Raw genomic sequence first — 25,833 nt, forward strand, 5'->3', positions numbered from 1 at the left:
ACGACACGCCCCGCCAGCTCGCCGTCCTCGCCGACGCCGGGGTCGTCGACGCGGGCGGCCGCGGGGTCGTCGTGCTGTTCGACGCGCTGCTCGCGGTCCTGACCGGACAGTCGGCCGCGCTCGCCGCCGCACAGCGTGTGACCGAGGAGCGGGTGGCCCGCCCCCGGGAAAGCTCGCTCTACACCTCCCGTGAGTCCGGTTCGGACGCCTTCGCGTACGAGGTCATGTACCTGCTCGAACAGGTCGCCGACGACCGCGCCGCCGAGGGGCTGCGTGACACGCTCGTCGGCCTCGGCGACTCCGTCTCCGTCGTCGGGGACGGTGCCGGGCTGTGGACCGTGCACGTCCACTGCAACGACATCGGCGGCGCCATCGAGGCGGCCGTCGACGTCGGCAGGCCGAGGCAGATCCGGGTCGCCCGGTTCGCCGACGCGCCGTCGCATGAGGCGAGCCGGTACGCCAAGGACCGCGCGGTGGTCGTGCCGTCGCGCAGCACCGAGTTCGCCGACCTGCTGATCAGCGAGGGCGTCACCGTCTGCCGGGTGGACGGGGACGGCGACGAGGTTGCCCACCGCCTGCTCGAGGCCATCACCGGCACTGGTGCCGCGCACGTGACCGTGCTGCCCGCCGACCCCGCGCTGGTCGAGGCCGCCGACGAGGCCTCCATCCGCGCGGTCGCCGCTGGTCAGGACGTCGTCGTCGTGCCGTGCGCGTCGCCGGTGCAGGTGCTGGCCGCCGTCGCCGTGCACGACCCGCGCCGCCGCGCAGGCGACGACGTCGTGGCCATGGCCGAGTCGGCCGCGGCCACCAGGCGCGGTGAGGTCGTGGTGGCGACCGAGGCCGCGATGACCTGGATCGGGGCGTGCGAGGCCGGCGACGTGCTCGGCTTCGCCGACGGCGAGGTCCTGCTCATCGAGCCGGGCCCGCCCGACGTCGCGGCACTGGACCGCGCGGCGACCGGTGTGGTGGCGCGCATGCTGACCGTGGGCGGTGAGCTGGTCACGGCGCTGCTCGGGGCGGATGCGCCCGACGAGCTGGCCACGGAGCTCGAGGACTACCTCCGGCGCGTCCACCCGGAGACCGAACTGGTGGTCTACCAGGGTGGGCAGCGCGACGCGGTGCTGGTGCTCGGCGTGGAGTGAGCACGGTCGCCTTTCGCTGGCGTTCCTGTCGGGGGCAATGTTTACAGTCGGTCGTATGCGGATCGGCGAACTCGCGAGCACGGCGGGCATCACCACGAAGGCGCTGCGCTACTACGAGGAGCGCGGGCTGCTCGACGCCCCGCGCAGGACCAACGGCTACCGGGACTACGACGAGTCGCACCTGCGGGTCGTGCGGGAGATCCAGACGCTGCGCGAGATCGGGTTCGCGCTCGAGGACACCCGGCCGTTCGTGGACTGCCTGCGTGCAGGCAACGAGGAGGGTGACTCCTGCCCGGACGCGATCGCCGTCTACCGCCGCAAGATCGCCGAGGTAGAGGCCTACCTGACGCAACTGAACGTGGTGCGTGCCGAGCTGCGGGCCAAACTCGCGGACGCGCGCACGCGAAGGGGAGAAGGGAACTGACATGGACGCGGTGACAGAGGCGACGTTCGACGCCCGCGTGCTCGGGCACGACAAGCCGGTGCTCGTCGAGTTCTGGGCGACGTGGTGCGGGCCGTGCCGCATGGTCGCGCCGGTGCTGGCGCAGATCGCGGCGGAACGGACCGACCTTGACATCGTGAAGGTGAACTACGACGAGGAACCGGCCATCGGGCAGCGGTACGGCGTGATGGGCCTGCCGACGATGCTGCTGTTCTCGGGTGGGCAGCCGGTGCGGTCGATCGTCGGCGCGAAGCCCAAGGCGAAGCTGTGGAGCGAGCTGGACGAGGCGTTGTCGGTGCGGTGACGGCCGGGGCTGCCCACGATTGTCGGTGCGGCGCGACATAATCGCATCGATGCTCTCCATGGACAGCAAACTCGAGGCGGCGGTGGGCGCCAAGTCGGCCAAGGCGCTGGCCGGCGCCCTCGACCTGCACACCGTTGGTGACCTGGTCCGTTACTTCCCGCGCCGGTACGCGGAACGCGGGGAGCTGACCGACATCGCCGGGCTGGAGATCGGCGAGCACGCGACCGTGATGGCGCGCGTGCAGTCGTTCAACGAGCGGCGGATGCGGCAGCGGTCCGGCTGGATCAGCGAGGTCGTCATCACCGACGGCAGCCGCACGCTGGAGTGCACGTTCTTCAACCAGCGCCACCACAAGCGGGCGCTGACGCCGGGCACCAACGCGTTGTTCGCTGGCAAGGTGTCGCGGTACCGGAACAAGCTGCAGCTCACCAACCCCGACTACCAGCTGCTCACCGAGGAGACCGAGGGCGACGCCGCCGACACGGCCGACACGGTCGAGAAGTTCACCGGGCTCATCCCGGTGTACCCGGCCGCGGCGTCGATCCAGTCGTGGCAGATCGCGAAGTGCGTGCGGCAGGCGCTGTCGATGCTCGACGTGATCGAGGACCCGATGCCAGAGGAGCTCCGAAGGCGCCGGGGCTTCGACAACTACGACGAGGCCATCCGCAAGATCCACATGGCGTCGGACTGGCCGGGCGTGCAGGTCGCCCGCGCGCGCCTGAAGTGGGACGAGGCGATGGCGGTCCAGCTCGCGCTCGCGCAGCGGCGGCAGCGCGCGGTCGCGCGCCCCGCGCCGGAGTGCGAGCACCGCGACGACGGGCTGCTGGCCGCGTTCGACAAGCGGCTGCCGTTCACGCTCACCGCTGGCCAGCAGGAGGTCGGCGCGATGGTCGCGGCCGACCTCGAGCTGGCGCACCCGATGAACCGGCTGCTGCAGGGCGAGGTCGGGTCCGGCAAGACGATCGTGGCGCTGCGGGCGATGCTGCAGGTCGTGGACGCGGGCAGGCAGGCGGCCATGCTCGCGCCGACGGAGGTGCTCGCCGCGCAGCACGCCAGGTCGCTGCGGTCCATGCTCGGCGACCTGGCGATGGCGGGCGAGCTGGGTGCGGCGGACGAGGCGACGCGCATCACGCTGCTGACCGGTTCGCTGCCCTCGGCGCAGCGCAAGCAGGCGTTGCTGGACGCGGCGAGCGGGGCGGCGGGCATCGTGGTCGGCACGCACGCGCTGATCCAGGACACCGTGCAGTTCGCGGACCTCGGGTTCGTGGTGGTCGACGAGCAGCACCGGTTCGGCGTGGAGCAGCGGGACGCGCTGCGCACGAGGGCGGGGGAGAACAGCAGCCCGCACGTGCTGGTGATGACGGCGACGCCGATCCCGCGCACGGTCGCCATGACCGTGTACGGCGACCTGGAGACCTCGTCGCTGCGGGAGCTGCCCGCCGGGCGGTCACCGATCAGCACGTCGGTGGTGCCCGCCGAGGAGAAACCGGCGTGGCTGGACCGGGCGTGGCAGCGGATCCGCGAGGAGGTCACCGCCGGGCACCAGGCCTACGTCGTGTGCCCGAGGATCGGCGACCAGGAGTCCTCGGAGGACGTGTCCACCGGCGACGAGGGCCGCCGTCCGCCGCTGGCGGTGGTCGAGGTGGCGGAGATGCTCGCGGAAGGCCCGCTGAAGGGCCTGCGCCTCGCGCTGCTGCACGGCAGGCTGCCCTCGGACGACAAGGACGCCGTGATGCGTGCCTTCGCCGATGGCGAGATCGACGTGCTGGTGGCGACGACGGTCGTCGAGGTCGGTGTGGACGTCCCCAACGCGACGGCCATGGTGATCATGGACGCCGACCGGTTCGGGGTGTCGCAGCTGCACCAGCTGCGTGGCCGGGTGGGCCGGGGCAAGGCGGCCGGCGTGTGCCTGCTGGTGACGGAAACCCTTGGCGGCACGGCGACCCGTGAGCGGCTGGACGCCGTCGCGTCTACTTTGGACGGCTTCGAGCTTGCGCGGGTGGACCTCGAGATGCGCAGGGAAGGTGACATTCTCGGGGCGACCCAGTCGGGTAAGCGGTCGGCGTTGAAGCTGCTTTCTCTGCTGCGTGACGAGGAGCTGATTGCGCAAGCGCGGGCGGAGGCGCAGGAGTTGGTGGCGGGATCGCCGGATTTGGTGGAGTTTCCCGGATTGGCCACCATGGTCGCTTCGTTGGTTTCCGGTACGAAGGCCGAGTATCTCGAAAAGGCCTGACAATAATTACCTTGATGTAATTCAGGTCTTTCGAGGCATCGAATACGACTTGCCGGGCCTTGCCGCATGCGAAAGCCCCCGTCAGGCGAGTGCTGACGGGGGCTTTCCGCGGTCTTACTTGCCGTTCACCTGAGCCTTCGGCTGCTGCTGAGGTTGCGGCTGCGGGGCGGGCGCGGGCCTCGGTGCCGCTGCCTTCGTGGCGGCGGCGAAGTGGCGCTTCGCGTCCTCCAGGATCGAGAACGTCGTGTTGACGTGCTCGGACACCCTGCGCTCGTAGTCGTCGGCCTGGCGGGTGCGGTCCGCGGCCTCGGCCAGGCGCTGCTCCGCGTCCTCGACGATCTTCGCCGCGCGGATCTTCGCGTTGGCCTGCTGCTCGTTGAGCTGCTTCTCGATCTCGGTGCGCTTGGCGGTCAGCGCCTTGTCCGACGCCTGCGCGCGGGAGTCGGCGTCGGCGATGGTCTTGTCCGCCTGGCGCTGTGCCATCGACTCGAGCTCGGCCAGGTTCTTCTCCATCCCGGCCTTCTTCTCGGCCAGTGCCCGCTCCTGCTCGTCGGTGCGGCGCTTGGCCTCCTCGATGATCTTGGTGGCCTGCTGCTGCGCGGCCTGCTGACGTGCGGCGATGTGCTTCTCCGCCTCCGACTGCTCGGACGCCACCGTCTCGCGGATCTTGGCTGCCTCGACGTCGGCGTCGCCGACGATCTTCGCCGCGCGGGCCTTCGCAGCGGACTCGCGCTGCGCGATCTGCTGGTCGGCCTCCGCGCGCTCGGCGGCGATCGTCTCGCGCAGCTTCGTGGCCTCGCGCTCCGCGTCGCCCGCGATCTTGGCCACCCGGTCCTTCGCGACCGCGGCCCGCTCGGACAGCTCCCGCTCCAGCTCGACCCGGCGCTGGTTGAGGGCGCTCTCGGTCTCCTGCTCAAGGGAGGCCCGCTTCTCGGCCGCCTTCTGGTCCATGAGCTCACGCTGCTTGAGCGCGTCCGCGTCCCGCTGCTCGCGGCGCTGCTTGGCCTCAGCGTCCAGCTGCCCGATCCGGGTCTCGTTGGCCTTGGTCGCGCGCTCGATGTCGGTGCGCGCCTCGGCCATCAGCTGCTCGTGCTCGGTCGCGTTGCGGGCACGGAGCTGCTCGTACTCGTTCTCGAGCGTCGCGTGGTTCTTCGCGTACTCGGCCTCGAGCTTCTTGCGCCGCTCGGCCAGCTCCGCGGTGATGGCGTCCTGCTTGGCCTTCTGGTCCTTGGCGTAGCCGGCCACGTCCGCCTTGACGCTCGCGACGTACTCGTCAGCGCCCGCCTTGGTCTGCCCGACGTAGGTGTCCGCGTTCTTGCGCGTCCCCGCCGCGTGCTCGTCGGCGTCGCGCCGCGTCTTGGCCGAGTAGGCGTCCGCCTCCTCCCTCGTCGTGGAGGCGTGGCCGTCAGCCTTCGCGCGGGTGGAGTGGGAGTACTCGTCCGCGTCGGCTCTCGTCGACCGGTCGTAGTTGTCGGCGTCGCGCTTGAACTCGGAGATCTCCTCCTCGGCGAGCTGCCACATCAGCCGCTGGCGCTCCGACATCGCCTCGGTCGACGTCGGGTTCACGGTGATTCTGTGCAACTGCTCCTTAGCGTCCAGTAACTGCTGCTGGGCGCTGCCGAGAGCCTTGGTCAGCTCGGCGACCTTGGCGACGGCCTCGTCGCGGCTCTTCGTGACATGGCTCAGGTCGAACGAGAGGCGCGTGACACGCTCGTTGACCTGGCGCGGGTTGTAGCCGCGGAGGACAGTGTCAAAACGGGGGACGCGGAGATTCGCGTCGGACTCACCATCGGCCATGTCGCCACACTTTAGATGGTCCCCCTGCCGGGGCAACCCGGCAGGAGGGTGATAAGCCGCCGAAGACCATCCCACCACGTCGAGCGCGGGATGGTGTTCGGCGGACTAGTCCGCCTCCCCGAAATTAAAAGTGTTGGTATCGACCCAGCGAATGTTGCTGACCGTGGGTGGTTGGTGGCTGGGTGCCGTCACGTTCCCCTGAGGTCACTGTTGGTCGGGCCCAGACTCTCGCGCAAGGATCCATCGGACAGGTCCTATTCAGCCGCGTGGCAGTACCACGGTGGGCAGTCGCTCGGTCGAGTGTTCATCAATTGGGGTGGTCGGTGACTCCGGGTCACGTCGGATTCGGCTTGGCCACCAGTTCGCCCTGCCGAGCAGTGTCATCAGTGACGGCAGCACCAGCACCCGGATGATCATGGCGTCGATGAACACGGCGACCGCGAGCCCGACGCCCATCTGCTTCATCTCGTTCAGCGACAGCGTCGCGAAGATCGCGAACACCGACACCATCAGGATCGCCGCCGACGTGACCACCCCGGCCGACCTGCTGATGCCGTGTGCCACCGCGTCCCGGGTGGACAACCCGCCGCGCGCCGCCTCGCGGATCCGGCTCACCACGAACACGTGGTAGTCCATGGACAGTCCGAACAGGACCGCGAAGAGGAACAGCGGGATCCACGCGACGAGCGCACCGTTGGACCGGAAGTCCAGGATGCCCTCCGCCCAGCTGTGCTGGAACACGAGCGCGAGCGTGCCGAACGCGGCCGCCGCCGACAGCGAGTTGAGGAACAGCGCGGTGAGCGCCACGACCAGCGACCGGAACGTGACCGCCATGATCACGAAGGTCAGCAGGAGCACGAAACCGATGACGATCGGCATCCGGTCGGCGAGGTTGTCGGTGTAGTCCACGTTCTCCGCGATCCCGCCGCCGACCGCGTGCTCGGCGCCGCTCACCGTCCCGACCGTCGCGGGCACCAGCGTCGTGCGCAGCGCGTCGAGCGAGTCCGCTCCCTCGTCGGTGCCGACCCCAGCCGTCGTCGGCACGTGCAGTGTGGTGACCCGGAGGTCGGCCGACACCTTGATCACCGGCGTGTCGACGTTCGCGAACAGCGGGTTGTCCTTGGTGCGTCCGGACAGGTCGGTCAGCGCCGCCCGCACCCGCTCCGCCTGCGCGGGTGCCGCCCTCACCGCGATCACGTGGTTCGTGCCCTCGCTCGGGAACGCCGAGGTCAGCCGGTCGTAGGACCGCATGACCGGCATGCTGCGCGGCAGGTCGGACTCGCTTGTGGACTTCAGCTTCATGTCCAGCGCGGGCAGCGCGAGCGCGCCGAGCGCCGTGACCGACAGCAGCAGCGTGACCAGCGGGAACCGCAGCGCGGGCCGCAGCAGCTTCGGCCACACCCTCGGCGGGCCCGCGCGGTTGGTGAGCCGCCACAGCAGCGGGACGCGTGGCCGGTCGACCCGCTTGCCGAGCTTCGCGAGCAGGGCGGGCAGCACGGTCAGCGACCCGAGCACGGCCACCGCGACCACGATCACCGAACCGGTCGCGAGTGACGCGAACACCGCGTCGTTCGCGAGGTACAGCCCAGCCATCGAGACGATCACCGCGACGCCGGACACCACGACCGAGTGGCCGGACGTGGCCGCCGCGATCTCCACGGCACGGGTGTGCGACGCGCCGTCGCGCCGTTCCTCCCGTTCCCGTTTGAGGTAGAAGAGCGAGTAGTCGACGCCGACCGCCATGCCCATCAGCACGACCATGCTGCTCATCGACTCGACGGCGGGTACGAAGTGCGACGTCAGCGCGGCGAGGCCGAACGCGGCGCCGACCGAGGACATCGCGAGCAGCACCGGCACCCCCGCGGCGATGATCGCGCCGAACGCGATCAGCATGATCACGAGCGTGACCGGCACGCTGATCATTTCGGCCTTCAGCAGGTCGTCCGCGACCTGGTCGTTGATGCCCTTGTTGATCGACGCGCCACCGACCTGTGCCACCAGGACGTCCGGGTGGTCGCGCTGCACGGCCGCGGTCGCGTCGAGGAGCGTTCCGACGCGGTCGCTCGCGCCGTCCGGATCGCCCGCCATGGTGACCGGCACGAGCAGCGCGGTGCCGTCCCGGGACGGCACCGGGTCGCCGACCTCCTCGACGTCCGCCAGACCGGACAACCCGCGTGCCGCGTCGTCGGCCGCCGCTTCCGCCGCCGCCATGTCCAGCCGCCCCGAGCGGGCGGTGATGAGCACGTTCTCCTCCGCGTGCTCGCCGAAGTCGCCATCGTCGACGATCGTGGTGGCGCGGCCGGACTCCCCGATGGCCATGTCCGCGCCGGTCGCCTCCGTGGTGCCTGCCCACCCGCCCGCCGCGAAGCACACGGCGACGAACACCACCCACATCCCGATCGCGCGCCACGGGTGTTGCGCGCTCCACCTGGCCACGCGGACCGTTGCTGCTTGCCTGCGCACGTGCGTTCCTTTCCTTGTATCTCAACAGGTCCGATGGTTTCGGAACCGGTGTTCCCGCACACGGGTGCGCGCCCCCGGACCGGGGGTGAGGCCAGCCCTACCGCCGCATGGCAACTGGTGAAGCTTGCTCACGTATGCGTGGTCGCGTAACGACTGGGGTATGAACCTGCGCAAGCTGTTAGCGAAAGTCGGGGTCGCGTGCCTGCTCGGGACGTTGTGGGCGGCACCCGCGAACGCGGAGCCCGAGCGATTCGGGGACTACATCGTGGTGCTGAACGGGGACGCGGCTGCCTTCACGCACCGGTTCGCCTCCGTTACGCACGTCTACTCGTCCGCGCTGGACGGGTTTTCGGTGCGGTTGAGCGAGAAACAGGCGGCCGCGCTGGCCGGTGAGTCCGGTGTGGACGCGGTCGTGCCGGACACTCCGGTGCGTGCCATGGGAGAACAGCTCAACCCGCCGTCATGGGGGCTGGACCGGATCGACCAGCGTGACCTGCCGCTCGACGGCAAGTACCGCTACCCGAACGAGGCGCCGAGCGTGCACGCCTACGTCCTCGACACCGGGGTGCGGGCGACGCACGCGGACTTCGGCGGCCGGGTGCTGCCGGGCCACGACTTCATCGACGACGACGCCGACGCGAGCGACGGCAACGGGCACGGGACGTTCATCGCGGGCATCATCGGCGGCACCGTGTACGGCGTCGCGAAGCAGATCAAGATCGTGCCGGTGAAGGTGCTCGACGACACGGGCGCCGGTTCGATGGCCGACGTCATCGCCGGCATCGACTGGGTGACCGCCAACGCCGTGAAGCCCGCGGTGGCGAACATGAGCCTCGGCGGATCGGCCAACGCGGCGCTGGACACCGCCGTGCGCAACTCGATCGCGTCCGGCGTCAGCTACACCGTCGCGTCCGGCGGTTCGGCGACCGACGCGGGGAACTTCTCGCCCGCGCGGGTGACCGAGGCGCTGACGATCGGGGCGAGCGGACCGAACGACTGCCTGTCCTCCAGCACGAACTACGGGTCCGTCGTGGACATGTTCGCGCCTGGCGTGAACATCATCGGCCCGTGGGCGACCGGCGACACGGCCACAGCGACGCTGTCGGGCTCGTCCCTGTCTGCACCACACGTCGCGGGCGCGGTGGGGATCCACCTGGAGACCAACCCGACGGCCACGGCGGCGGACGTCCAGGCGGCACTCGTCGCGGCGTCCACACCGGACCGGCTGTGCAACGTGCCCCCTGGCACGCCGAACCGCCTGCTGTACGTCGGCTAGACCCGGCTTCGCGGGTGGCATGCCCGAGAGACGCTTTCGGGACGGGCGAGCGTCCCGAAAGCGTCTCTCGGGCATCGAAGCGCCCTGCTGACCAGCGGGAGAGCAGCCCTGTCAGGCCCGTCACGTGGGACATACCTCCCGACAGGCGGGAACCCCCGGTAACGTTCCCGGAAGTTCCCGACCCCCTGGCAGGAGGTACGGCATGTTCCGCAAGGTGCTCGTCGCGAACCGCGGCGAGATCGCCGTCCGGGCATTTCGCGCCGGATACGAGCTGGGAGCCGGCACGGTCGCCGTGTTCCCGCACGAGGACCGCAACTCGGCACACCGCATGAAGGCCGACGAGGCCTACGAGATCGGCGAACCCGGCCACCCGGTCCGCGCCTACCTCTCCGTCGAGGAGATCATCAAGGCGGCGCGGAAGGCGGAGGCCGACGCGGTGTACCCGGGCTACGGCTTCCTGTCGGAGAACCCGGAGCTCGCGCGGGCATGTGAGCAGGCGGGCATCACGTTCGTCGGCCCGTCCACCCAGATCCTCGAGCTGACCGGCAACAAGGCCCGCGCGGTCGCCGCCGCCAGGGAGGCGGGCATCCCGGTCCTGAAGTCGTCGCCGCCATCGGCCGACCTGGACGAACTGCTCGAAGCGGGCGATCAGCTGGGCTTCCCGCTGTTCGTGAAGGCCGTCGCGGGCGGTGGCGGGCGCGGCATGCGGCGCGTGCTGGAGCCCGGCGCGCTGCGTGAGTCGGTCGAGGCGGCCATGCGTGAGGCCGAGTCCGCGTTCGGCGACGCGACCGTCTTCCTCGAGCAGGCCGTGGTCGACCCGCGCCACATCGAGGTCCAGATCCTCGCCGACGGCGATGGCAACGTGATGCACCTGTTCGAACGCGACTGTTCGGTGCAGCGCCGCCACCAGAAGGTCATCGAGATCGCGCCCGCGCCGAACCTCGACCCGGAGCTGCGCGAGCGGATCTGTGCCGACGCCGTGGCGTTCGCCCGGCACATCGGCTACCGCAACGCGGGCACCGTCGAGTTCCTGCTGTCGCGGGACGGGCAGCACGTGTTCATCGAGATGAACCCGCGCATCCAGGTCGAGCACACGGTCACCGAGGAGGTCACCGACGTCGACCTGGTCCAGTCGCAGCTGCGGATCGCGAGCGGGGAGACGCTCGATGACCTCGGCCTGTCACAGGACACGGTCCGGCTGCGTGGCGCCGCGCTGCAGTGCCGCATCACCACGGAGGATCCGGCCAACGGGTTCCGCCCGGACACCGGGAAGATCAGCGCCTACCGCTCGCCGGGCGGTGCTGGCATCCGGCTCGATGGCGGCACCGTCTCGCCGGGCACCGAGATCAGCGCGCACTTCGACTCGATGCTCGTGAAGCTGTCCTGCCGGGCCCGCGACTTCCCGTCGGCGGTGGCCCGTGCCCGCCGCGCGGTCGCCGAGTTCCGCATCCGCGGTGTCTCAACCAACATCCCGTTCCTGCAGGCGGTGCTGGACGACCCGGACTTCATCGCGGGAATGGTCACCACCTCGTTCATCGAGGAACGGCCGCACCTGCTGACCGCGCGCAGCTCCGCCGACCGCGGCACCCGCCTGCTGTCCTACCTGGTCGACGTCACGGTCAACAAGCCGCACGGCGAGCGGCCCAACATCATCGACCCGGCCGAGAAGCTGCCCGAGCTGGAACTGGGCACGCCGCCTGCCGGGTCGAAGCAGAAGCTCGACGAGCTCGGCCCGGAGGGCTGGGCACGCTGGCTGCGGGAGTCGAAGTCGGTCGGGGTCACGGACACGACGTTCCGTGACGCGCACCAGTCGCTGCTCGCCACCCGCGTGCGCACCAAGGACCTGGTGACCGTGGCGCCGTACGTCGCGCAGATGACGCCAGAGCTGCTGTCGGTCGAGTGCTGGGGCGGCGCGACCTACGACGTCGCGCTGCGGTTCCTCGCCGAGGACCCGTGGGAGCGGCTCGCCAAGCTCCGCGACGCGATGCCGAACCTGTGCCTGCAGATGTTGCTGCGTGGCCGCAACACCGTCGGCTACACGCCGTACCCGACCGAGGTGACGGCCGCGTTCGTGGACGAGGCCGCGGCGACGGGCATCGACATCTTCCGCATCTTCGACGCGCTCAACGACGTCGAGCAGATGCGCCCGGCCATCGAGGCCGTGCTGTCGAACGGCAAGGCGGTCGCGGAGGTGGCGCTGTGCTACACGGCGGACCTGTCCGACCCCGGCGAGCGTCTGTACACACTGGACTACTACCTGAAGCTGGCGGAGCAGATCGTCGGCGCGGGCGCGCAGGTGCTGTGTGTCAAGGACATGGCGGGCCTGCTGCGCCCGCCCGCCGCGCACCGGCTGGTCACCGCGCTGCGCAAGGAGTTCGACCTGCCGGTCCACCTGCACACGCACGACACCGCGGGCGGTCAGCTGGCGACCTACCTCGCCGCCATCCAGGCCGGGGTGGACGCGGTGGACGGCGCGTCGGCGTCCATGGCGGGCACCACGTCGCAGCCGTCGCTGTCGGCGATCGTCGCGGCCACCGACCACAGTGAGCGGGAGACCGGCCTCAGCCTGGCGAAGGTGTGCGACCTCGAGCCGTACTGGGAGATCGTGCGGAAGATCTACGCGCCGTTCGAGGCCGGGCTGCCCGGGCCGAGCGGACGCGTGTACACGCACGAGATCCCGGGTGGGCAGTTGTCGAACCTGCGCACGCAGGCGGCGGCGCTGGGGCTCGCGGACCGGTTCGAGGAGATCGAGTCGACCTACGCCGCCGCTGACCGCATGCTTGGTCACCTGATCAAGGTGACCCCGTCGTCCAAAGTGGTCGGTGACCTGGCGCTGCACCTCGTCGGCGCGGGGGTGGACCCGAAGGAGTTCGAGGCCGACCCCGGCCGCTTCGACGTGCCGGGTTCGGTGATCGGCTTCCTGCGCGGCGAACTTGGCGACCCGGCCGGTGGCTGGCCGGAGCCGTTCCGCACCAAGGCGTTGAAGGGCCGCGCGCCCGCGCCGGAGCCGCCAGGACTGTCCGAAGAGGACAGGTCCGGGCTGGTGGACGACCGGCGCGCGACGCTGAACCGGCTGCTGTTCCCGGCGCCCGCCGAGGAGTTCGGTGCGCACCGGGAACAGTTCAGCGACACGTCCGTGCTGGCGAGCAAGGACTTCTTCTACGGGCTGCGGCCGCGCATCGAGTACCCGGTCGACCTGGAGAAGGGCGTCCGGATGCTGATCGAGCTGGAGGCGATCGGCGAGGCGGACGAGCGCGGCGTGCGAACCGTCATGGCCAAGCTGAACGGCCAGCTCCGCCAGACACAGGTGCGGGACCGGTCGGTCGCGTCGGACGTGCCGGTGACCGAGCGCGCGGAAAAGGGCAACCCGGACCACGTCGGCGCACCGTTCGCGGGCGTGGTGACACTGCAGGTAGCCGAGGGTGACACGGTCGAGGCGGGCGACACGGTCGCCACGATCGAGGCCATGAAGATGGAGGCGTCGATCACCGCGCCCAAGGGCGGCGCCGTGGCACGCGTCGCGATCGGGTCCGTGCAGCAGGTGGAAGGCGGCGACCTGCTCGTGGTGCTGAGCTGAGGCCGCAGTGGATCAGGCGTCGTAGCTGTCGGAGGCCATGCGGACGGCTTGGGTGGACAGCGGCCAGCTGGATCCGGTCGCGTTCGAGCGGATGGCCGCGTACGTGGACGACGCGTGCGAGCAGACCGGGGTGGACATGACGCCACCGGCCTGACGGACGCAGCAGTGCGCCCCCAGAACCCGAGAGGGCTCTGGGGGCGCAGGTCCTGCAGTGTGTTCAGCGGGACAGGTGGTCGTCTCGCACAGCGGCGATCAACGACTGCCACGACACCTCAAGGTGAGGGCCGCCCGGGTTCTTGCTGTCGCGGACGGCGCCGAGCGTGAGCTCGACACAGTTGCCGTTCGTCCCGCCGCTGCGGCTGGACTTGCGCCAGCGCACCGTGGCGCCGGACGTTTCCGTCATGGTCGCTCCCCTTCCTGCTGTGCCCAGGTCTATGCGTTCACGGGGCTAACCAAGCAGTGCGCCCCCAGAGCCACCAGTGCTCTGGGGGCGCGCAGTCATGCCGGGGGTCAGCGGGTGAGGTTGCCTGCCTTCACCGCAGCCACCAAACCGGACCACTGAGCGCGCAGCTCCGGCCCGGTGGGGTTCTTGCTGTCGCGCACCGCGCCGAGGTTGTTCGCGAGTTCGACGCAGTTCGACTCTTGCCCGCTCCGGCTGGATCGCCGCCAGCGCACCGGTTCCTTCATGTCGTTGTCTCCTTGATGACATCACCGATGAGCTCCAGCGATTCCGCGGGGCCCATCGCCACTTCCTCGCGCAGTACGCGAGCGTTCTCTCGATAGGCCGCCACGTCGGCCTCGTTGAACAGGAATGCCGACGCACGGTCCGCCTCGACGTGCACCATCGCTGGCGCCTTGTCGAACTCGAGCAACTCGAACGGTGCGAGCAGTCCCGGCCGCCACCCGATGGTGCGGGCCGGGATCACCTGGATCGTGACCGCAGGCAGCTCGGCCATCCTGAGCAGATGCTGCAACTGGGCGCTCATCACCTCGGCGTCGGCGATCGGCTGGTACAGCGACTCCTCCCCGAGTAGCGCCACGAACTCAGTGGGGTTCCGCCGCGTCAGGACATCGGCGCGAGCGAGGCGCATCGCTACCCGCGTGTCCGCACCGGTCGCGTTGCCCATGATCGCGCGGGCGTAGTCCCCGGTCTGCAGTATGCCCGCGATCAGCTTCACAGGAGCGACGTCGAGTGGCTGCCGTTCGTGCTCCTGGCCGGGGTGGTCTTCGGACTGATCGGCCTGGTCGCCTACGCGGCGAGGCGGCAGCCATGAACCTGCTCGTGTGGATCCTGGTTGAGGTGGTGCCACCGCTCGCGATCCTCGGGGCGCTGGCGCTCGCCGTGCAAGTGGCACTCAACCCGCCGCGCCCGCGTGTCCGGCACTTCCGGCGCCGCAACCGACGGTGGCTGAAGAAGCTGCGGAAGCGGGAACTTGACCTTCGGGACAGCCGTGTCGCCCCCTGGCGTCCCGAAGTGGGCAGCGCAACTCCCCCTCGCGCGCTGCCCCAACGGGCCGGGGGTGATGCCGACGGCCGCGTCGTACCCGTCACATCACCTCCGGCCCCCTCCGCCCTGACGGGCGCGACCGGCCCCCGACCTGCCGCGCCCGTCAGGCCCCCTCACGGAGGCATGTGATGGGTAGACACTCCGACCCTGCCTGGCCTGGTGACCTGCTGTGGCGGCAGTCCCCGTGGAACCACTTCGTACACGCCTTCCCGCAGATGGGGGAGATCTCCTCGGCGGCGATCTGTGACCACTGCGCGCCAACCTCACGGCTGATCGACCCGCTGCCGGGAGGGAAGCCATGCCTGGCGTGCCTGCTCCTACATGGCGGGGATCTCGCCGACACGCACGAGGAGCGGGACCGGTGGACGTGACCGCCGTGCAGGTGACGTGGCTGGTCGGTGACGAGATCCGGGCCGCCCGCCACCTTCGCACCCTCGACCAGCGCCGATGCCCGGACATCCGGGCGGCGGGGCCAGACCCCGGAGCGTGCGGTGGCCGGACCAGGTGTGCGGCCTGCCGAGCGGCACGAGACGATGAACCCGACGACGGCGACAGCAACGGGAGGCCCGGTGGTGGACGTGGCAACGATGGCGCCGCCGAGGCTGCGCTGGGACGAGCTGCCCGAGACGGTCCGCGCGGCGGCGGAGTCCGCGCTGGGCGCGGGCGTCGCGAGCGACGTCACGCAGGCCGGGGGATTCTCGCCGGGCCTGGCGTCCCGCCTCGTGCTCGACGACGGGCGGCGGGTGTTCGCCAAGGCGATCAACACCGCGCGCAATCCGCGCTCACCAGGGTTGTACCGCCGCGAGATCGAGGTGATGGCCGCGCTGCCCGAATCGGTGCCGGCACCCCGGCTGCGGTGGAGCTTCGACGACGGCGACTGGGTGATGCTCGTCCTCGACGACGTCGAGGGCACGATCCCTGTCCAGCCGTGGGACCGGCGGGAGTTCGCGCGGGTGCTCGCGGCGCTGGAAGCGCTGTCGGACGCACTGACCCCGGCCCCCATCACCGCGATGTCCATTGTGGACGACCTGGCTGAGAACTTCCGTTCCTGGCACACCATCGCCGACGACCCGGCATTGACCGGACGGCTCGACCAGTGGACACAGGCGAACCTGGCGCGGCTGGTCGAGCAGGAATCCGGCTGGGCCGCGGCCGCCGCGGGCGACACGCTGCTGCACGCCGACCTGCGGGCGGACAACCTGCTGCTCACCGCCGACGGGGTGATGGTGGTGGACTGGCCCTACGCCGTCACTGGCGCCCGCTGGGTGGACGCGCTGCTGTTCCTGCCCTCGGTGGCCGCGACCAGCAGCATCGACCCCGAGCAGGCATGGACCGGGTTCCGCCCAGCGCGGGATGCGGACCCTGACGCGGTGAACGCGGTGCTCACCGCAGTGGCCGGGGACTTCCTGTACCAGTCGATGCTGCCCGCCCCAGCGAACCTGCCGACCCTGCGGGCACACCAGCACGAGAAGGGCGCCGCGGCGCTGGCCTGGCTGCGGGACCGGATCAGCTGAGCCCGTAGTCGCGCAGCCCGGCCAGCCCGAGCCCGATCAGGTACTCCGTCTCCGGGCCGCGGTTGCCGTGGTGGTGCCATTCGGCGAGCGCGCCGAGCAGCTCCATCGCCGCGGCCGCGCGGGCGAACGCGCGCAGCGCGACCCGCTCGACCGTGCTCAACGGGACCTCGGCGGCGGCCGAGTACAGCTCGGCGATCGTCTCCACCCGCGTCGGTAGCGGCTCCGGCGAGCCGTGGGTGAGGTTCGCGGCCATCACGGCGAGCTCCTGTACCCGGGGAAACCGGTTGGCCACGGCGAAGTCCAGCACGCTCACCGCGCCGTCCGCGCCGATGAGCACGTTGCCCTTGGTCAGATCGGCATGGATCAGCACCACCGGCAGCACCGCCCGGTCAACGCTGGCGGCCTCTTCGAGGGCCTGGCCGACAAGACGGGACTGCTCGGTGTTGAGCACGTCGCGGAGCTGCCCGGCCAGCGGCGCCAGGTTGGTAATGGCCCACGGGTCGAACACGAACTCCAGGTGCGCGTCGATGGTGTGGATGGCCGCGGCCTGCTCGACGATCCCGGCCAGCTCGCTTCGGCTGGGCGCACGTCCCCGGTCGTAGATGGTTTGGCCGGGGACGAAGTCCATCACCAGCACCTGGTGCTGGTGATAGGAGAGCACTAGGGCACCGTGGGCGTCGCGGTGCAGCCGCGGGTGGCGGACTCCGACGGCGTGGGCGGCGGTTATGAGCCCGGCGGTGCGCGCGGCGATCCCCGCCGCGCGACCGGGGGCGAACACCTTGACCACCACCCGCGCGGCCGCGGTGGTGACGTCGACGTTGCAGTCCTCGTAGCCGGTGGTCAGCACCGAGAAGGACGCGATGTCGCCGAGTGCGAAGGCGTCGGCGACGTGCGCGAGCAGAGCGGCCAGGTCGGTGCCGACCCGTGCGGCCGGGCCGGCGAGCCCGGTCACGGCGCTTCCGGCAGCGGGAACGGGATCACGTCGCGCAAGGCGGCGGCGCCGGTCACCGTGAGCAGCAGCCGTTCCAGGCCGATGCACAGCCCACCGGCGGCGGGCATGTTCCCCGCGAACACCTCCAGCCATTCCGCGTCCATGGTCGCGGCCTCCGACGACAGGATCCGGTCGCCGTCCGGGGCGAGGCGGTGGCGCAGTTCGGCGGCGTCGGCGAGTTCGGTGTAGGCGGTGGCGATCTCGCGGCCGCCGATGACCAGATCCCATTTCTGCGCCAGGCGCTCGTCGTGGCCGCAGGTGGCCGCCAGCGGTGACGGCCCGGCCGGGAAGTCGGTGTGGAAGGTCGGGCCGAGGGTGGCCGGTTCGACGAGGCGGTCGTAGAGCTCCAGAGCGATCTCCTCGGCGTCCGCGTCGATGCGGACTGGCACCTGGTGCCGCTCGGCGAGCCGCCGCAGCTCCGCGGCAGGTGTGGCGGGGTCGACCGGGTGGTCCAGCGCGGTGCCCAGGGCGGTGTGGAACGGCACGACCGCCCAGGCGTCCGCGAGGTCGACGACCTGGCCGGTGCGGGTGCGGATCTCGGTGCCGCCGTGGACCGCGCGGGCGGCGGTGGTGATCAGGTCGTAGGCGGTCCTGCGCAGTGTCGTGTAGTCCGCGCCGGCCTGGTAGAGCTCGACCAGGCTGTACTCCGGAGAATGCGTGGGATCCACGGGTTCGTCGCGGAAGGACCGGCCGATCTCGAAGACCCGCTCCATACCGGTGGTCAGCATGGCCCGCAGGTGCAGCGGCGAGGACCTCAGGTAGATGTGCGGATCCAGCGATGTCGTCTCGGTGCGGAACGATCGGCCCGGAGCCGGGCGACTGCGTTGCAGCAGCGGCGTGTCGACCTCGACGTGCCCGCTGTCGTGCAGCGACCGACGCAGCACGTCGACCACGCGGGACCGGGCCGCCAGCACGTGGCGGGCGGCCGGGACGGTGCGCAGCTCGGCGTAGCGGGCGGCCAGCGACCCGGCCGGGCGAACGTCCGGGTGGTCGCGGTCAGTGCGTTCGATCATCACGGTCTCCCTGGTCGAGGGCAGGTCCGGGCCGGTGGGCGGGGTGCGGCGTATGTCGAGGGTGACGCAGTGGAACCCGCCGCCCAGGACCCGCGCGTGGCGCAGCGTGTGCGGCACGACCTCGACGCCGCGGCGGTTCAACGCCGCGATCAGGTCGTGCTGGGCGGCGTCGACGATGGCCAGGTCCGGGCGGACCATCAGCAGGTTCATTCCGATCCACTCCGAGGACAACGGGCTCGCCGTCGCCACCGGGGCGGTGGCCATCGGCGGGCACCACAGGTGCTCCCACGACCGCAGCGGATCAGGCAGCATCGCCGGGTCGGTGATCCGGGCGGGGTTGAGCAGCACCAGGCCGGGCCGGATCAGGCTGATCGTCGAGTCGATGTGGGTGTGCGGGTAGACGCCCCGGATCGGGTGCACCCGGTAGTCCCCGAGCGCGGACAACGTCGTCTGTAACCAGCGATATCCGAGCTCGTTGCCGGACCCGGACACCAGGTAGAACAGGTCGCGACCGCAGCGCAGCACGTTCGCGGCGTCGAACACCGGCTCCGTCTCCCCGAGCACCGGGCGGCCGGTGTCGTCGAGCAGGTAAAGCTCGTCGAGCAGCTGCGGGGCCGGGGCGGCGATCCACGCCGACCCGGCCAGCATCCGCTCCTGGAACAGCGCGCGCAGCCCGGCCAGCTCGAACATCCGGGCCCGCATCGGGCTCGGCGCCGCGATGATCGTCGACCCGACCACCAGCGCCAGATCCCGCGGGCAGTAGGAGTAGAAACCGCGGCTGCGCCAGTGCGGCGTCGCGAAATTCGCCTCGTGGGCCACCGGCGCCGGGCGGTGCACGGTGGCACCCAGCCCACGCAGGATCTCCGCCAGTGCGTCGAGATCCTCCTCCGCCTCGGCCAGTACCCGCGCTGGGAACGCGCCCGTGGCGATCCCGGCCAGCTCGGCGGCGGTCAGGTCCGGGTAGAGGTTCAGCCACGCCGACCGGTCCAGGACGGGGATGCGGGCGCCTACGGCGGTGCCGACGATCACCTCGGCCAGCAGGCTGAATTCGTCGGTCGACCACACGGCCCGAGGCCGGATTCGAGGCGGGGCAACGGTTTTGGCGGTGACGGCGGGGGCGTTGAACAACGACACGACCTTCCACGAGACGGACACTGACAACGGGGCGTGGAACGGGATCAGGGCAGGGCGCGGGACGCGCCGCGGCGGCGGTGCTCGCGCTTGGAGGCGCAGACCATCGTGCGCAGCAGCCACCGGTCGGTGCCGTCGTAGCGGGGCCGGAACACGGTGCGGCCGTGGACGATCCGCCGGTTGTCCGCGATCAGCAACTCGCCCGGTTCGAGCACGTGCGCCACCGCCGCGGCGTCGACCGCGTCCGCCAGGGCCTTCAGCGCCGTAGCCGCGTCGGCGTCGGCCGGATCGGCGGGACGCTGGTAGACCGCGTCGAAACAGATCTCAGGATCGCCGGGCGGGCCGGACAGCACCGCGGCCACCGGCAGGTCGGGGGTCGGGTCGGCGCCGTGCGCGATGTCGGGTTCGACGACGAACCGCGGCTCGCGCAGCACCCGCTCGACCTCGGCGGGCAGCGCCAGCGCCCGCGCCGGAGCGACCAGGGTTTGCGCGGCGGGCTCGCCGCGCAGGCACAGCAGACCGAAGAAGTCGCAGCGCGCCTCGGTGAACGCGTCCTCCACGTGCCAGGCCAGCACGGTGTCGCTGCCCTCGCTGGTCTGCGCGTCCTCCTGGCCGGGTACCGGGGTGACGTGCTGGACCAGGCGGCCCTCGTACAACGAGGCGAACGTGAACGGCTCACCCATCTGCGATGCCACCGCCAGCAAGATCAGCGCGGCGGCATCCACGTCCGGGCCGAGCGGGGCAGGGGTCGTGGTCCCCGGCGACGGCGGCAGACCGGCGACATCCGGGAGCAGACCGCGCACCAGCAGCGTGTTGTGCACCGACCCGTGATTGCCGTAGCGGTGCAACGCCCGCACCAAGCTCGGCGGGAACGCAGTCACCAGGCCGGCAGCACGCTCCGCTTGGTAGGCGGCGTTCTTGCCGGGCTCGCCGGCCGCGCGCAGCGCCGCGATATGGATCCGCGCGGTGTCCTCGCCGGTGAGGTCGACGATCCCGCCGACATCGAGCTGATCGAACACCTCGTTCTGCGACACCAGACAACGATAAGCACCCGCACCGACACTCTGGGCTCACCAACAGTGGGCCATCCCGGTGATCTTCCAGCCGCGGACCAGCGTCAACGCACCAGGAGCCTGGCGAGATAGTCGGCGGGCTCGCGCTCGTCCTCGACCAGAAGCAGGTCGTCGTCCAACTCCTGCAGCGCATCCACCGGATCGACACCATCCAGCGCGGCAAGGTGAAGCTGCCACGCGAGTCGACCGAACAGGTTGTCGGCCACAATCCGGTCAGCGACCGCAGCCGGGAGCACCGCCCGCACCGCCTGCGCGCACGCCGCCCGGCGGCGTGGTCAGGCGGGTGCCGCCGCCAGCGCCTGGCTCAGCGCCGAGGAGAAGACCTCCGCCGGTTGCGCGCCGGACACCCCGAACTTGCGGTCCAGCACGAAGAACGGCACGCCGGTCGCCCCGAGCAGGCGGGCCTCGCGGATGTCGTCCTCCACGTCGGCGGTGTACCGGTCGCCGGTCAGCGCCTCGCGTGCGCCATCGACGCCGACGTCCTCGCTCAGCCGCACCAGTGTTTCGACGTCGTTCACCGTCTCGCCCTCGACGAGTTGCGCACGCAGCAGCCGCTCGTGCATCTCGCCGCCGAGGTTCTGCGTCTTCGCGTGCTGCGCCAGCCGGTGCGCGTCGAACGTGTTGACCATGACCGCGTGGTCGTAGTCGAAGTGCAGGCCCTCCACCTCGGCCAGCTGTGTCACGTGCTCGGTCATCCCGCGCACGTCACTCGCGCCGAACTTCTGCGCCAGCCCCTCGTACACCGGGATCGCCTTGTCGCGCGGGAATGTTGGGTCGAGCTGGAAGCTGCGCCACTCCACCTCGACCGGGTGCTCGAAACCGGCCAGCGCGGACTCGAGCCGCCGCTTCCCGATGTAGCACCACGGGCACACGATGTCGGACCAGACCTCGATCTTCACAGCCCGCAGCTCCCGTCCTCGCACACCGGCACGTGCTCGTCCCCGAGCGTCACCAGCACCGGCACGTCCCCGGCCTCTGCCACCTCGTCCATGAACACACGAACAGCGCCACGGCCGAGGGAATTCCGCGTTCAGCCCGATTCGGCATCGGGTACACAGTGGACGGTGCCCGTCATGGCATCACGGCCACTCGGGTTCGCTCGTCAGCACCGTAAGGCGCTGGGTCGCGCGGGTCAGCGCCACGTACAGCGTGCGCGGCCCGGTCGTCGACTCTGCCACCAGCTCGGTCGGCTCGACCAGCACCACCGCGTCGTACTCGAGGCCCTTCGCCTCGATGCCGTCGACGACGTTCAGCCGGTCGTCGGTGATCTCCGCCAGCGCCGCGCGGGCCTCGTCGAGCCTGCCGGCCGCGGTGATCACGCCGACCGTGCCGTCCATCTCGTCGAGCAGCTGCCGGGTCGCGAACCGCAATGCGTCCGCCAGCTCCGGCGGGTCGATCACGCGTACCGACGGTTTCACGCCGGTGCTGCGTACCGCGTGCGGCAGCTGGTCCGGCGTCGACACGTCGGTCACCACCTGCGCGGCCAGCTCGAAGATCTCGGCCGAGTTCCGGTAGTTCGTGCGCAGCTGGAACTGCCGCCGCTGGGTACGCGGGCCCACCGCCGACACCCTGGCCTGCTCCGCCTCTGGCGGGTCCGGCCAGGACGACTGCACCGGGTCGCCGACGATCGTCCAGCTCGCGTACTTGCCGCGCCGTCCGATCATCCGCCACTGCATGGGCGACAGATCCTGCGCCTCGTCGACCACGATGTGCGAGTACTCGTCGTAGTGCTCGGCACGCCGGGGGCCCGGCGTCCAGCCGTGGTTCTCCTCGGCGGCGGCCGCCCGGATCCGGCGCCGGTGCCGCTTCGGCGGCGGCCCGAGCAGCAACCGCAGTTCGTCGAGCAGTGCCACGTCCGCGACCGTCGGCCCCGCGTCCTGGTCGGCCCACGACGCGGCGAGCGCGTCGATCTCGGCGGGCGTGAGCGCCCGGCCAGCGGCCCGCCGGAGCCGGTCGCGGTCGGCGAGCAGCCGCAACGCCTCCCACTCGGTGAGGATCGGCCACCACACCACCACGAACCGGTGGAAGTCCATCCGCTCACCGAGTTCGGTGATCAGCTCGTGCCGGTCGAAGCCCATCTCGTACGAGTCGGCCCTGCGCCACAGCGCCTCCAGCAGCGCCTCCGCCGCGTCGACCCGCGACTGGTTCGGCGGCCGGTTGATGCCGGCCACCGCGCGTCGCACCTTCGCGAGGTCGTGCGAGTCGAGCTTCAGCACCTGACCCTTGAAGGTGATGCGCAGCTCGGCGGGCGCGTCAGGGGGCGGCTCACGCAGTGCCCGCTTGAGCACCCTGCGCATCCGCAGCGAGCCCTTGACCTTGGCCACCTCGGCCGAGTCGATGCCGGCCGCGCGGACGCCGTCGAGCACGTCGCCGAGGGACCGCAGCTCGACGGTGTCCTCGCCCATCGACGGCAGGACCCGCGAGATGTAGGAGGTGAACGCGGGCGATGGCCCGATGACCAGCACCCCTGCCCCGCCCATGCGGCGCCGATCCCGGTACAGCAGGTACGCGACCCGGTGCAGCGCCACGGCCGTCTTGCCGGTGCCGGGGCCACCGGTGATCTCGGTGACACCCTTCCACGGCGCGCGGATCGCCTCGTCCTGCTCGCGCTGGATGGTGGCGACGATGTCCCGCATCCGGTCGCCGCGTGCCCTGGTCAGCGACGCCATCAACGCGCCTTCGCCGACGACCGCCATGCCGTCCGGCCGCTTCTCGGGCACCAGCAGGTCGTCGTCGATGTCCACAACGGACTGGCCGGTGGAGCGGATGACCCGGCGCCGCACCACGTTCATCGGATCCTCGGCGGTGGCCTGGTAGAAGGCCGCGGCGGCGGGTGCCCGCCAGTCGGTGACCAGGTTGTCGAAGTTCACATCCCGGATGCCGAGCCTGCCGACGTACATCGTCTCGCCGTCGGTGTCGTCGAGGCGGCCGAACACCAGTCCCTCGTGTTCCGCGTCGAGCGTGCGGAGGATCTGTGTGGCGTGGCGCACCATGACGTCGCGCTCGAACAGCATCGCGGCCTGCTCGAAGATGGCCTCGTTGCGCGCACCGTGGGCAAGCTGGTCGCCGCGTCTGCGCATGGCCTCGGCCTCGACGCGCATCTCGTCGACGCGCTTGTAGACGACGTCGACGTGGACCTGTTCGACCGCGATCTCGGTCTGCCTGTCAGAGGTGTGCGACACGCACCGCTCCCGTGAGTGCCAGCGTGTGGGTGGGGAAGAGCGAGCCTACGCGAATTGCGTGGGCAAGGTGGCGGCCGCCTGGATCAACGAGCCCTGAGACCATGGCATGGTGATGGCACTGTGACGAGGATCGTGGCGGGCAGGGCGGGCGGGCGGCGGCTGGCCGTGCCGCAGAAGGGCACCCGGCCGACCTCCGACCGCGTCCGTGAGGCCCTGTTCAGCGCCGTCGAGTCCGCTGTGGACCTTGACGGGGCGCGGGTCCTCGACCTGTACGCGGGCAGCGGCGCGCTGGGTCTCGAGGCACTGTCCCGGGGAGCGGACGCCGCGGTGTTCGTCGAGTCGTCGTCCGGTGCGCTCGCGGTGCTGCGCAAGAACGTCGCCGCGGTCGGGCTGCCCGGGGTGGTCCGGGCGGGCAAGGTGGCCGCCGTGCTCGCCGATGGCACCGACGAGCCGTTCGACCTGGTCCTCGCCGACCCGCCGTACGCGGTCGAGGATCTGAGCGGTGAGCTGGGCCTGCTCGTGTCGGCGGGGTGGCTCTCCGAGGGATCGGTGGTGGTCGTCGAGCGGTCGCGGCGGGCGCCGGACGTCGAGTGGCCAGCGCCGCTGGAAGCCGTGCGGATCAAGCACTACGGGGAGACCTCACTGCACTGGGCGCGCTGGCCGTGACGGGCGTGACCAAGACCACCGTCGGCAGGTCGCCGCAGGTGAGGGCTGATACCGTCCGCGCATGAGGCGTGCCGTCTGCCCCGGTTCCTATGACCCACCCACCAACGGGCACCTGGACATTCTGGAGAGAGCGGCCGGCATCTTCGACGAGGTCGTCGTGGCCGTGCTCATCAACAAGAACAAAAAGGGCCTGTTCACGGTCGAGGAGCGGATGGAACTGCTCGCCGAGACCGTCAGCCACCTCGGCAACGTGCGGATCGACGCGTGGCACGGGCTGCTGGTCGACTACTGCCGCCAGCACGAGATCCAGGCCATCGTGAAGGGCCTCCGCGCGATCAGCGACTTCGACTACGAGTTGCAGATGGCGCAGATGAACCAGCAGCTCTCCGGCGTGGAAACCCTCTTCATGCCGACGAAGCCGCTCAACAGCTTCCTCTCCAGCTCCTTGGTCAAGGAGGTCGCGACGTACGGCGGCGACGTGTCGCACCTGCTCCCGAAGACGGTGCACCGCCGTCTGGTCGAACGCCTTTCGGAAGACGCCGGTAAGCCCTAACGCAGCGGCAGCTTCATGCCAACGTGGGTCGGGGCGAAGCCGAGGCGTTCGTAGAAGCGGTGGGCGTCCTTCCGGCTGGCGTCCGTGGTCAGCTGGATCATGGCGGCGCCGCGTTCGCGGGCCGTGTCGATCGCCCACTGGATCAGCTGACCGCCGAGTCCGCCGCCACGCTGGTCCGACCGCACCCGCACCGCCTCGATCAGCGCACGGGTCGCGCCGAGCCGGGACAGGCCGGGGATGAACGTGAGCTGGAGCGTGCCGACGACGTCGGCGCCCGTGGTGGCGACCACCAGGAGCTGCCGGGGGTCGGCGTCGATGTCCTCGAACGCCTCCGCGTAGGCCGGGTCGCCTGGCCGTTCCCGTTTCGCACCCAGTGGGTCGTCGGCGAGCATCGCCACGATCGCGGGCACGTCCGCCGCGACGGCCCGCCGTATCCGCACATCTGCCACGGGTGCATTCAAACAGCCGACGATCGGCGCTAACCGGTTTCACGGGCCGGAGTTACGGTCGGTGAATGAGCAACGTCACAACCAAGCCTGTGAAAACGCTGCTTCCCTTGCTGATCGCCCTCTTCGCGGTCTTCGGCCTCACCTCTCCCGCGTTCGCCGACGAGAGAGCGCAGGCACCCTGTGGTGACACGTCCGGCTTCGAGGTGGTGGCGCTGTCGAGCCTGCCGCCGGAGGCGGCGGAGACGGCGGACCTGATCGAACAGGACGGCCCGTTCCCGTACCCGGAGGACGGCACGGTCTTCCAGAACCGCGAGGGCCTCCTGCCGGACTGCGACACCGGCTACTACCACGAGTACACGGTGGAGACCCCAGGCAGCTCGGACCGCGGTGCCCGCCGGATCGTCACCGGCGACGCTGGCGAGCACTTCTACACCGGCGACCACTACGAGAGCTTCGACCTGATCGATCTCGCGGCGGCGCCCGCTCCCTGATCTCGATCAAGGGCCGCCGGCCAGGCACT

23 protein-coding genes are annotated in these 25,833 nt (G+C 70.7%); 11 read left to right on the plus strand and 12 right to left on the minus strand.

Going from position 1 to position 25,833, the window contains the following annotated elements; all coding sequences use genetic code 11:
• The 4 genes from WBA97_RS36825 to recG form a co-directional block, all read left to right on the plus strand.
• A partial coding sequence (locus WBA97_RS36825; RefSeq protein ID WP_424235651.1) for a DAK2 domain-containing protein occupies positions 1-1,142 on the plus strand: 1,142 nt, incomplete at its 5' end.
• A 55-nt stretch (positions 1,143-1,197) separates the two neighbouring features.
• Complete coding sequence (locus tag WBA97_RS36830) at positions 1,198-1,566, plus strand: MerR family transcriptional regulator (RefSeq protein WP_424235652.1); 369 nt, start codon at positions 1,198-1,200, stop codon at positions 1,564-1,566.
• 1 nt (position 1,567) lies between these two features.
• The gene (trxA, locus tag WBA97_RS36835) at positions 1,568-1,888 is read left to right on the plus strand and encodes a thioredoxin (protein WP_424235653.1); all 321 of its coding nucleotides are present in this window, start codon (positions 1,568-1,570) and stop codon (positions 1,886-1,888) included.
• Positions 1,889-1,937: 49 nt separating this feature from the next.
• Positions 1,938-4,121, plus strand: a complete 2,184-nt coding sequence (recG, locus tag WBA97_RS36840) for an ATP-dependent DNA helicase RecG (protein ID WP_424235654.1) — start codon at positions 1,938-1,940, stop codon at positions 4,119-4,121.
• 114 nt (positions 4,122-4,235) lie between these two features.
• On the opposite strand, the gene WBA97_RS36845 is transcribed toward recG, so the two are convergent.
• Together WBA97_RS36845 and WBA97_RS36850 are read right to left on the minus strand one after the other, a co-directional pair.
• Entirely contained in the window at positions 4,236-5,918 is a 1,683-nt protein-coding gene (locus tag WBA97_RS36845; protein WP_424235655.1) for a hypothetical protein, read from the minus strand.
• Positions 5,919-6,176: 258 nt separating this feature from the next.
• Positions 6,177-8,381, minus strand: a complete 2,205-nt coding sequence (locus WBA97_RS36850) for an MMPL family transporter (RefSeq protein ID WP_424235656.1) — start codon at positions 8,379-8,381, stop codon at positions 6,177-6,179.
• Between the two features lie 160 nt (positions 8,382-8,541).
• Between WBA97_RS36850 and WBA97_RS36855 the strand changes: the two genes are divergently transcribed.
• Both WBA97_RS36855 and WBA97_RS36860 read left to right on the plus strand, forming a co-directional pair.
• Positions 8,542-9,657: a S8 family peptidase gene (locus WBA97_RS36855; protein WP_424235657.1), complete on the plus strand. Its 1,116-nt coding sequence runs from the start codon at positions 8,542-8,544 to the stop codon at positions 9,655-9,657.
• A gap of 202 nt (positions 9,658-9,859) precedes the next feature.
• Positions 9,860-13,234 carry a pyruvate carboxylase gene (locus tag WBA97_RS36860; RefSeq protein WP_424235658.1) on the plus strand — a complete coding sequence of 1,125 codons (3,375 nt, stop codon included), beginning with the start codon at positions 9,860-9,862 and terminating at the stop codon, positions 13,232-13,234.
• Positions 13,235-13,451: 217 nt separating this feature from the next.
• Here the strand turns inward: WBA97_RS36860 and WBA97_RS36865 are convergent, their stop codons facing one another.
• The 3 genes from WBA97_RS36865 to WBA97_RS36875 all read right to left on the minus strand — a co-directional run bounded on the left by WBA97_RS36865 (position 13,452) and on the right by WBA97_RS36875 (position 14,412).
• A complete protein-coding gene (locus tag WBA97_RS36865) occupies positions 13,452-13,637 on the minus strand; it encodes a DUF397 domain-containing protein (protein ID WP_424235659.1) in 186 nt (61 codons plus the stop codon).
• A 107-nt stretch (positions 13,638-13,744) separates the two neighbouring features.
• A complete protein-coding gene (locus tag WBA97_RS36870; RefSeq protein ID WP_424235660.1) occupies positions 13,745-13,921 on the minus strand; it encodes a DUF397 domain-containing protein in 177 nt (58 codons plus the stop codon).
• Entirely contained in the window at positions 13,918-14,412 is a 495-nt protein-coding gene (locus WBA97_RS36875; protein WP_424235661.1) for a DUF5753 domain-containing protein, read from the minus strand. Before WBA97_RS36875 ends, WBA97_RS36870 begins: the two co-directional genes overlap by 4 nt.
• Before the next feature lie 457 nt (positions 14,413-14,869).
• Between WBA97_RS36875 and WBA97_RS36880 the strand changes: the two genes are divergently transcribed.
• Both WBA97_RS36880 and WBA97_RS36885 read left to right on the plus strand, forming a co-directional pair.
• The gene (locus tag WBA97_RS36880) at positions 14,870-15,112 is read left to right on the plus strand and encodes a hypothetical protein (protein ID WP_424235662.1); all 243 of its coding nucleotides are present in this window, start codon (positions 14,870-14,872) and stop codon (positions 15,110-15,112) included.
• 120 nt (positions 15,113-15,232) lie between these two features.
• Positions 15,233-16,255, plus strand: coding sequence for a phosphotransferase family protein (locus WBA97_RS36885; protein ID WP_424235663.1), 1,023 nt, complete (start codon positions 15,233-15,235; stop codon positions 16,253-16,255).
• Here WBA97_RS36885 and WBA97_RS36890 read toward each other — a convergent pair.
• The 6 genes from WBA97_RS36890 to WBA97_RS36915 form a co-directional block, all read right to left on the minus strand.
• On the minus strand, positions 16,248-17,207 hold the full coding sequence (locus tag WBA97_RS36890; RefSeq protein WP_424235664.1) for a phosphotransferase: 960 nt from the start codon (positions 17,205-17,207) through the stop codon (positions 16,248-16,250). The two genes, WBA97_RS36885 and WBA97_RS36890, sit on opposite strands and share 8 nt — an antisense overlap.
• Positions 17,204-19,324: an amino acid--tRNA ligase-related protein gene (locus WBA97_RS36895; RefSeq protein ID WP_424235665.1), complete on the minus strand. Its 2,121-nt coding sequence runs from the start codon at positions 19,322-19,324 to the stop codon at positions 17,204-17,206. The genes WBA97_RS36890 and WBA97_RS36895 overlap by 4 nt, the downstream gene beginning before the upstream one ends.
• Positions 19,325-19,437: 113 nt before the next feature.
• Complete coding sequence (locus WBA97_RS36900; protein WP_424235666.1) at positions 19,438-20,424, minus strand: TauD/TfdA family dioxygenase; 987 nt, start codon at positions 20,422-20,424, stop codon at positions 19,438-19,440.
• Positions 20,425-20,507: 83 nt separating this feature from the next.
• Entirely contained in the window at positions 20,508-20,699 is a 192-nt protein-coding gene (locus WBA97_RS36905) for a hypothetical protein (protein WP_424235667.1), read from the minus strand.
• Between the two features lie 39 nt (positions 20,700-20,738).
• A complete protein-coding gene (locus WBA97_RS36910) occupies positions 20,739-21,362 on the minus strand; it encodes a DsbA family oxidoreductase (protein ID WP_424235668.1) in 624 nt (207 codons plus the stop codon).
• Between the two features lie 180 nt (positions 21,363-21,542).
• Positions 21,543-23,645, minus strand: coding sequence for a HelD family protein (locus WBA97_RS36915; protein ID WP_424235669.1), 2,103 nt, complete (start codon positions 23,643-23,645; stop codon positions 21,543-21,545).
• A gap of 120 nt (positions 23,646-23,765) precedes the next feature.
• Here WBA97_RS36915 and rsmD point away from each other — a divergent pair, with 120 nt between their 5' ends.
• Both rsmD and coaD read left to right on the plus strand, forming a co-directional pair.
• Positions 23,766-24,311, plus strand: a complete 546-nt coding sequence (rsmD, locus tag WBA97_RS36920; protein WP_424235670.1) for a 16S rRNA (guanine(966)-N(2))-methyltransferase RsmD — start codon at positions 23,766-23,768, stop codon at positions 24,309-24,311.
• 61 nt (positions 24,312-24,372) lie between these two features.
• Positions 24,373-24,864: a pantetheine-phosphate adenylyltransferase gene (coaD, locus tag WBA97_RS36925; protein ID WP_424235671.1), complete on the plus strand. Its 492-nt coding sequence runs from the start codon at positions 24,373-24,375 to the stop codon at positions 24,862-24,864.
• Here the strand turns inward: coaD and WBA97_RS36930 are convergent.
• Entirely contained in the window at positions 24,861-25,304 is a 444-nt protein-coding gene (locus WBA97_RS36930; protein ID WP_424235681.1) for an N-acetyltransferase family protein, read from the minus strand. The two genes, coaD and WBA97_RS36930, sit on opposite strands and share 4 nt — an antisense overlap.
• Positions 25,305-25,378: 74 nt before the next feature.
• On the opposite strand from WBA97_RS36930, the gene WBA97_RS36935 reads away from it, so the two are divergent.
• Positions 25,379-25,804, plus strand: a complete 426-nt coding sequence (locus tag WBA97_RS36935; protein WP_424235672.1) for a ribonuclease domain-containing protein — start codon at positions 25,379-25,381, stop codon at positions 25,802-25,804.
• Positions 25,805-25,833: the final 29 nt, after the last annotated feature.

Source organism: Actinophytocola sp., assembly GCF_049647105.1.
Lineage (GTDB): Bacteria > Actinomycetota > Actinomycetes > Mycobacteriales > Pseudonocardiaceae > Actinophytocola.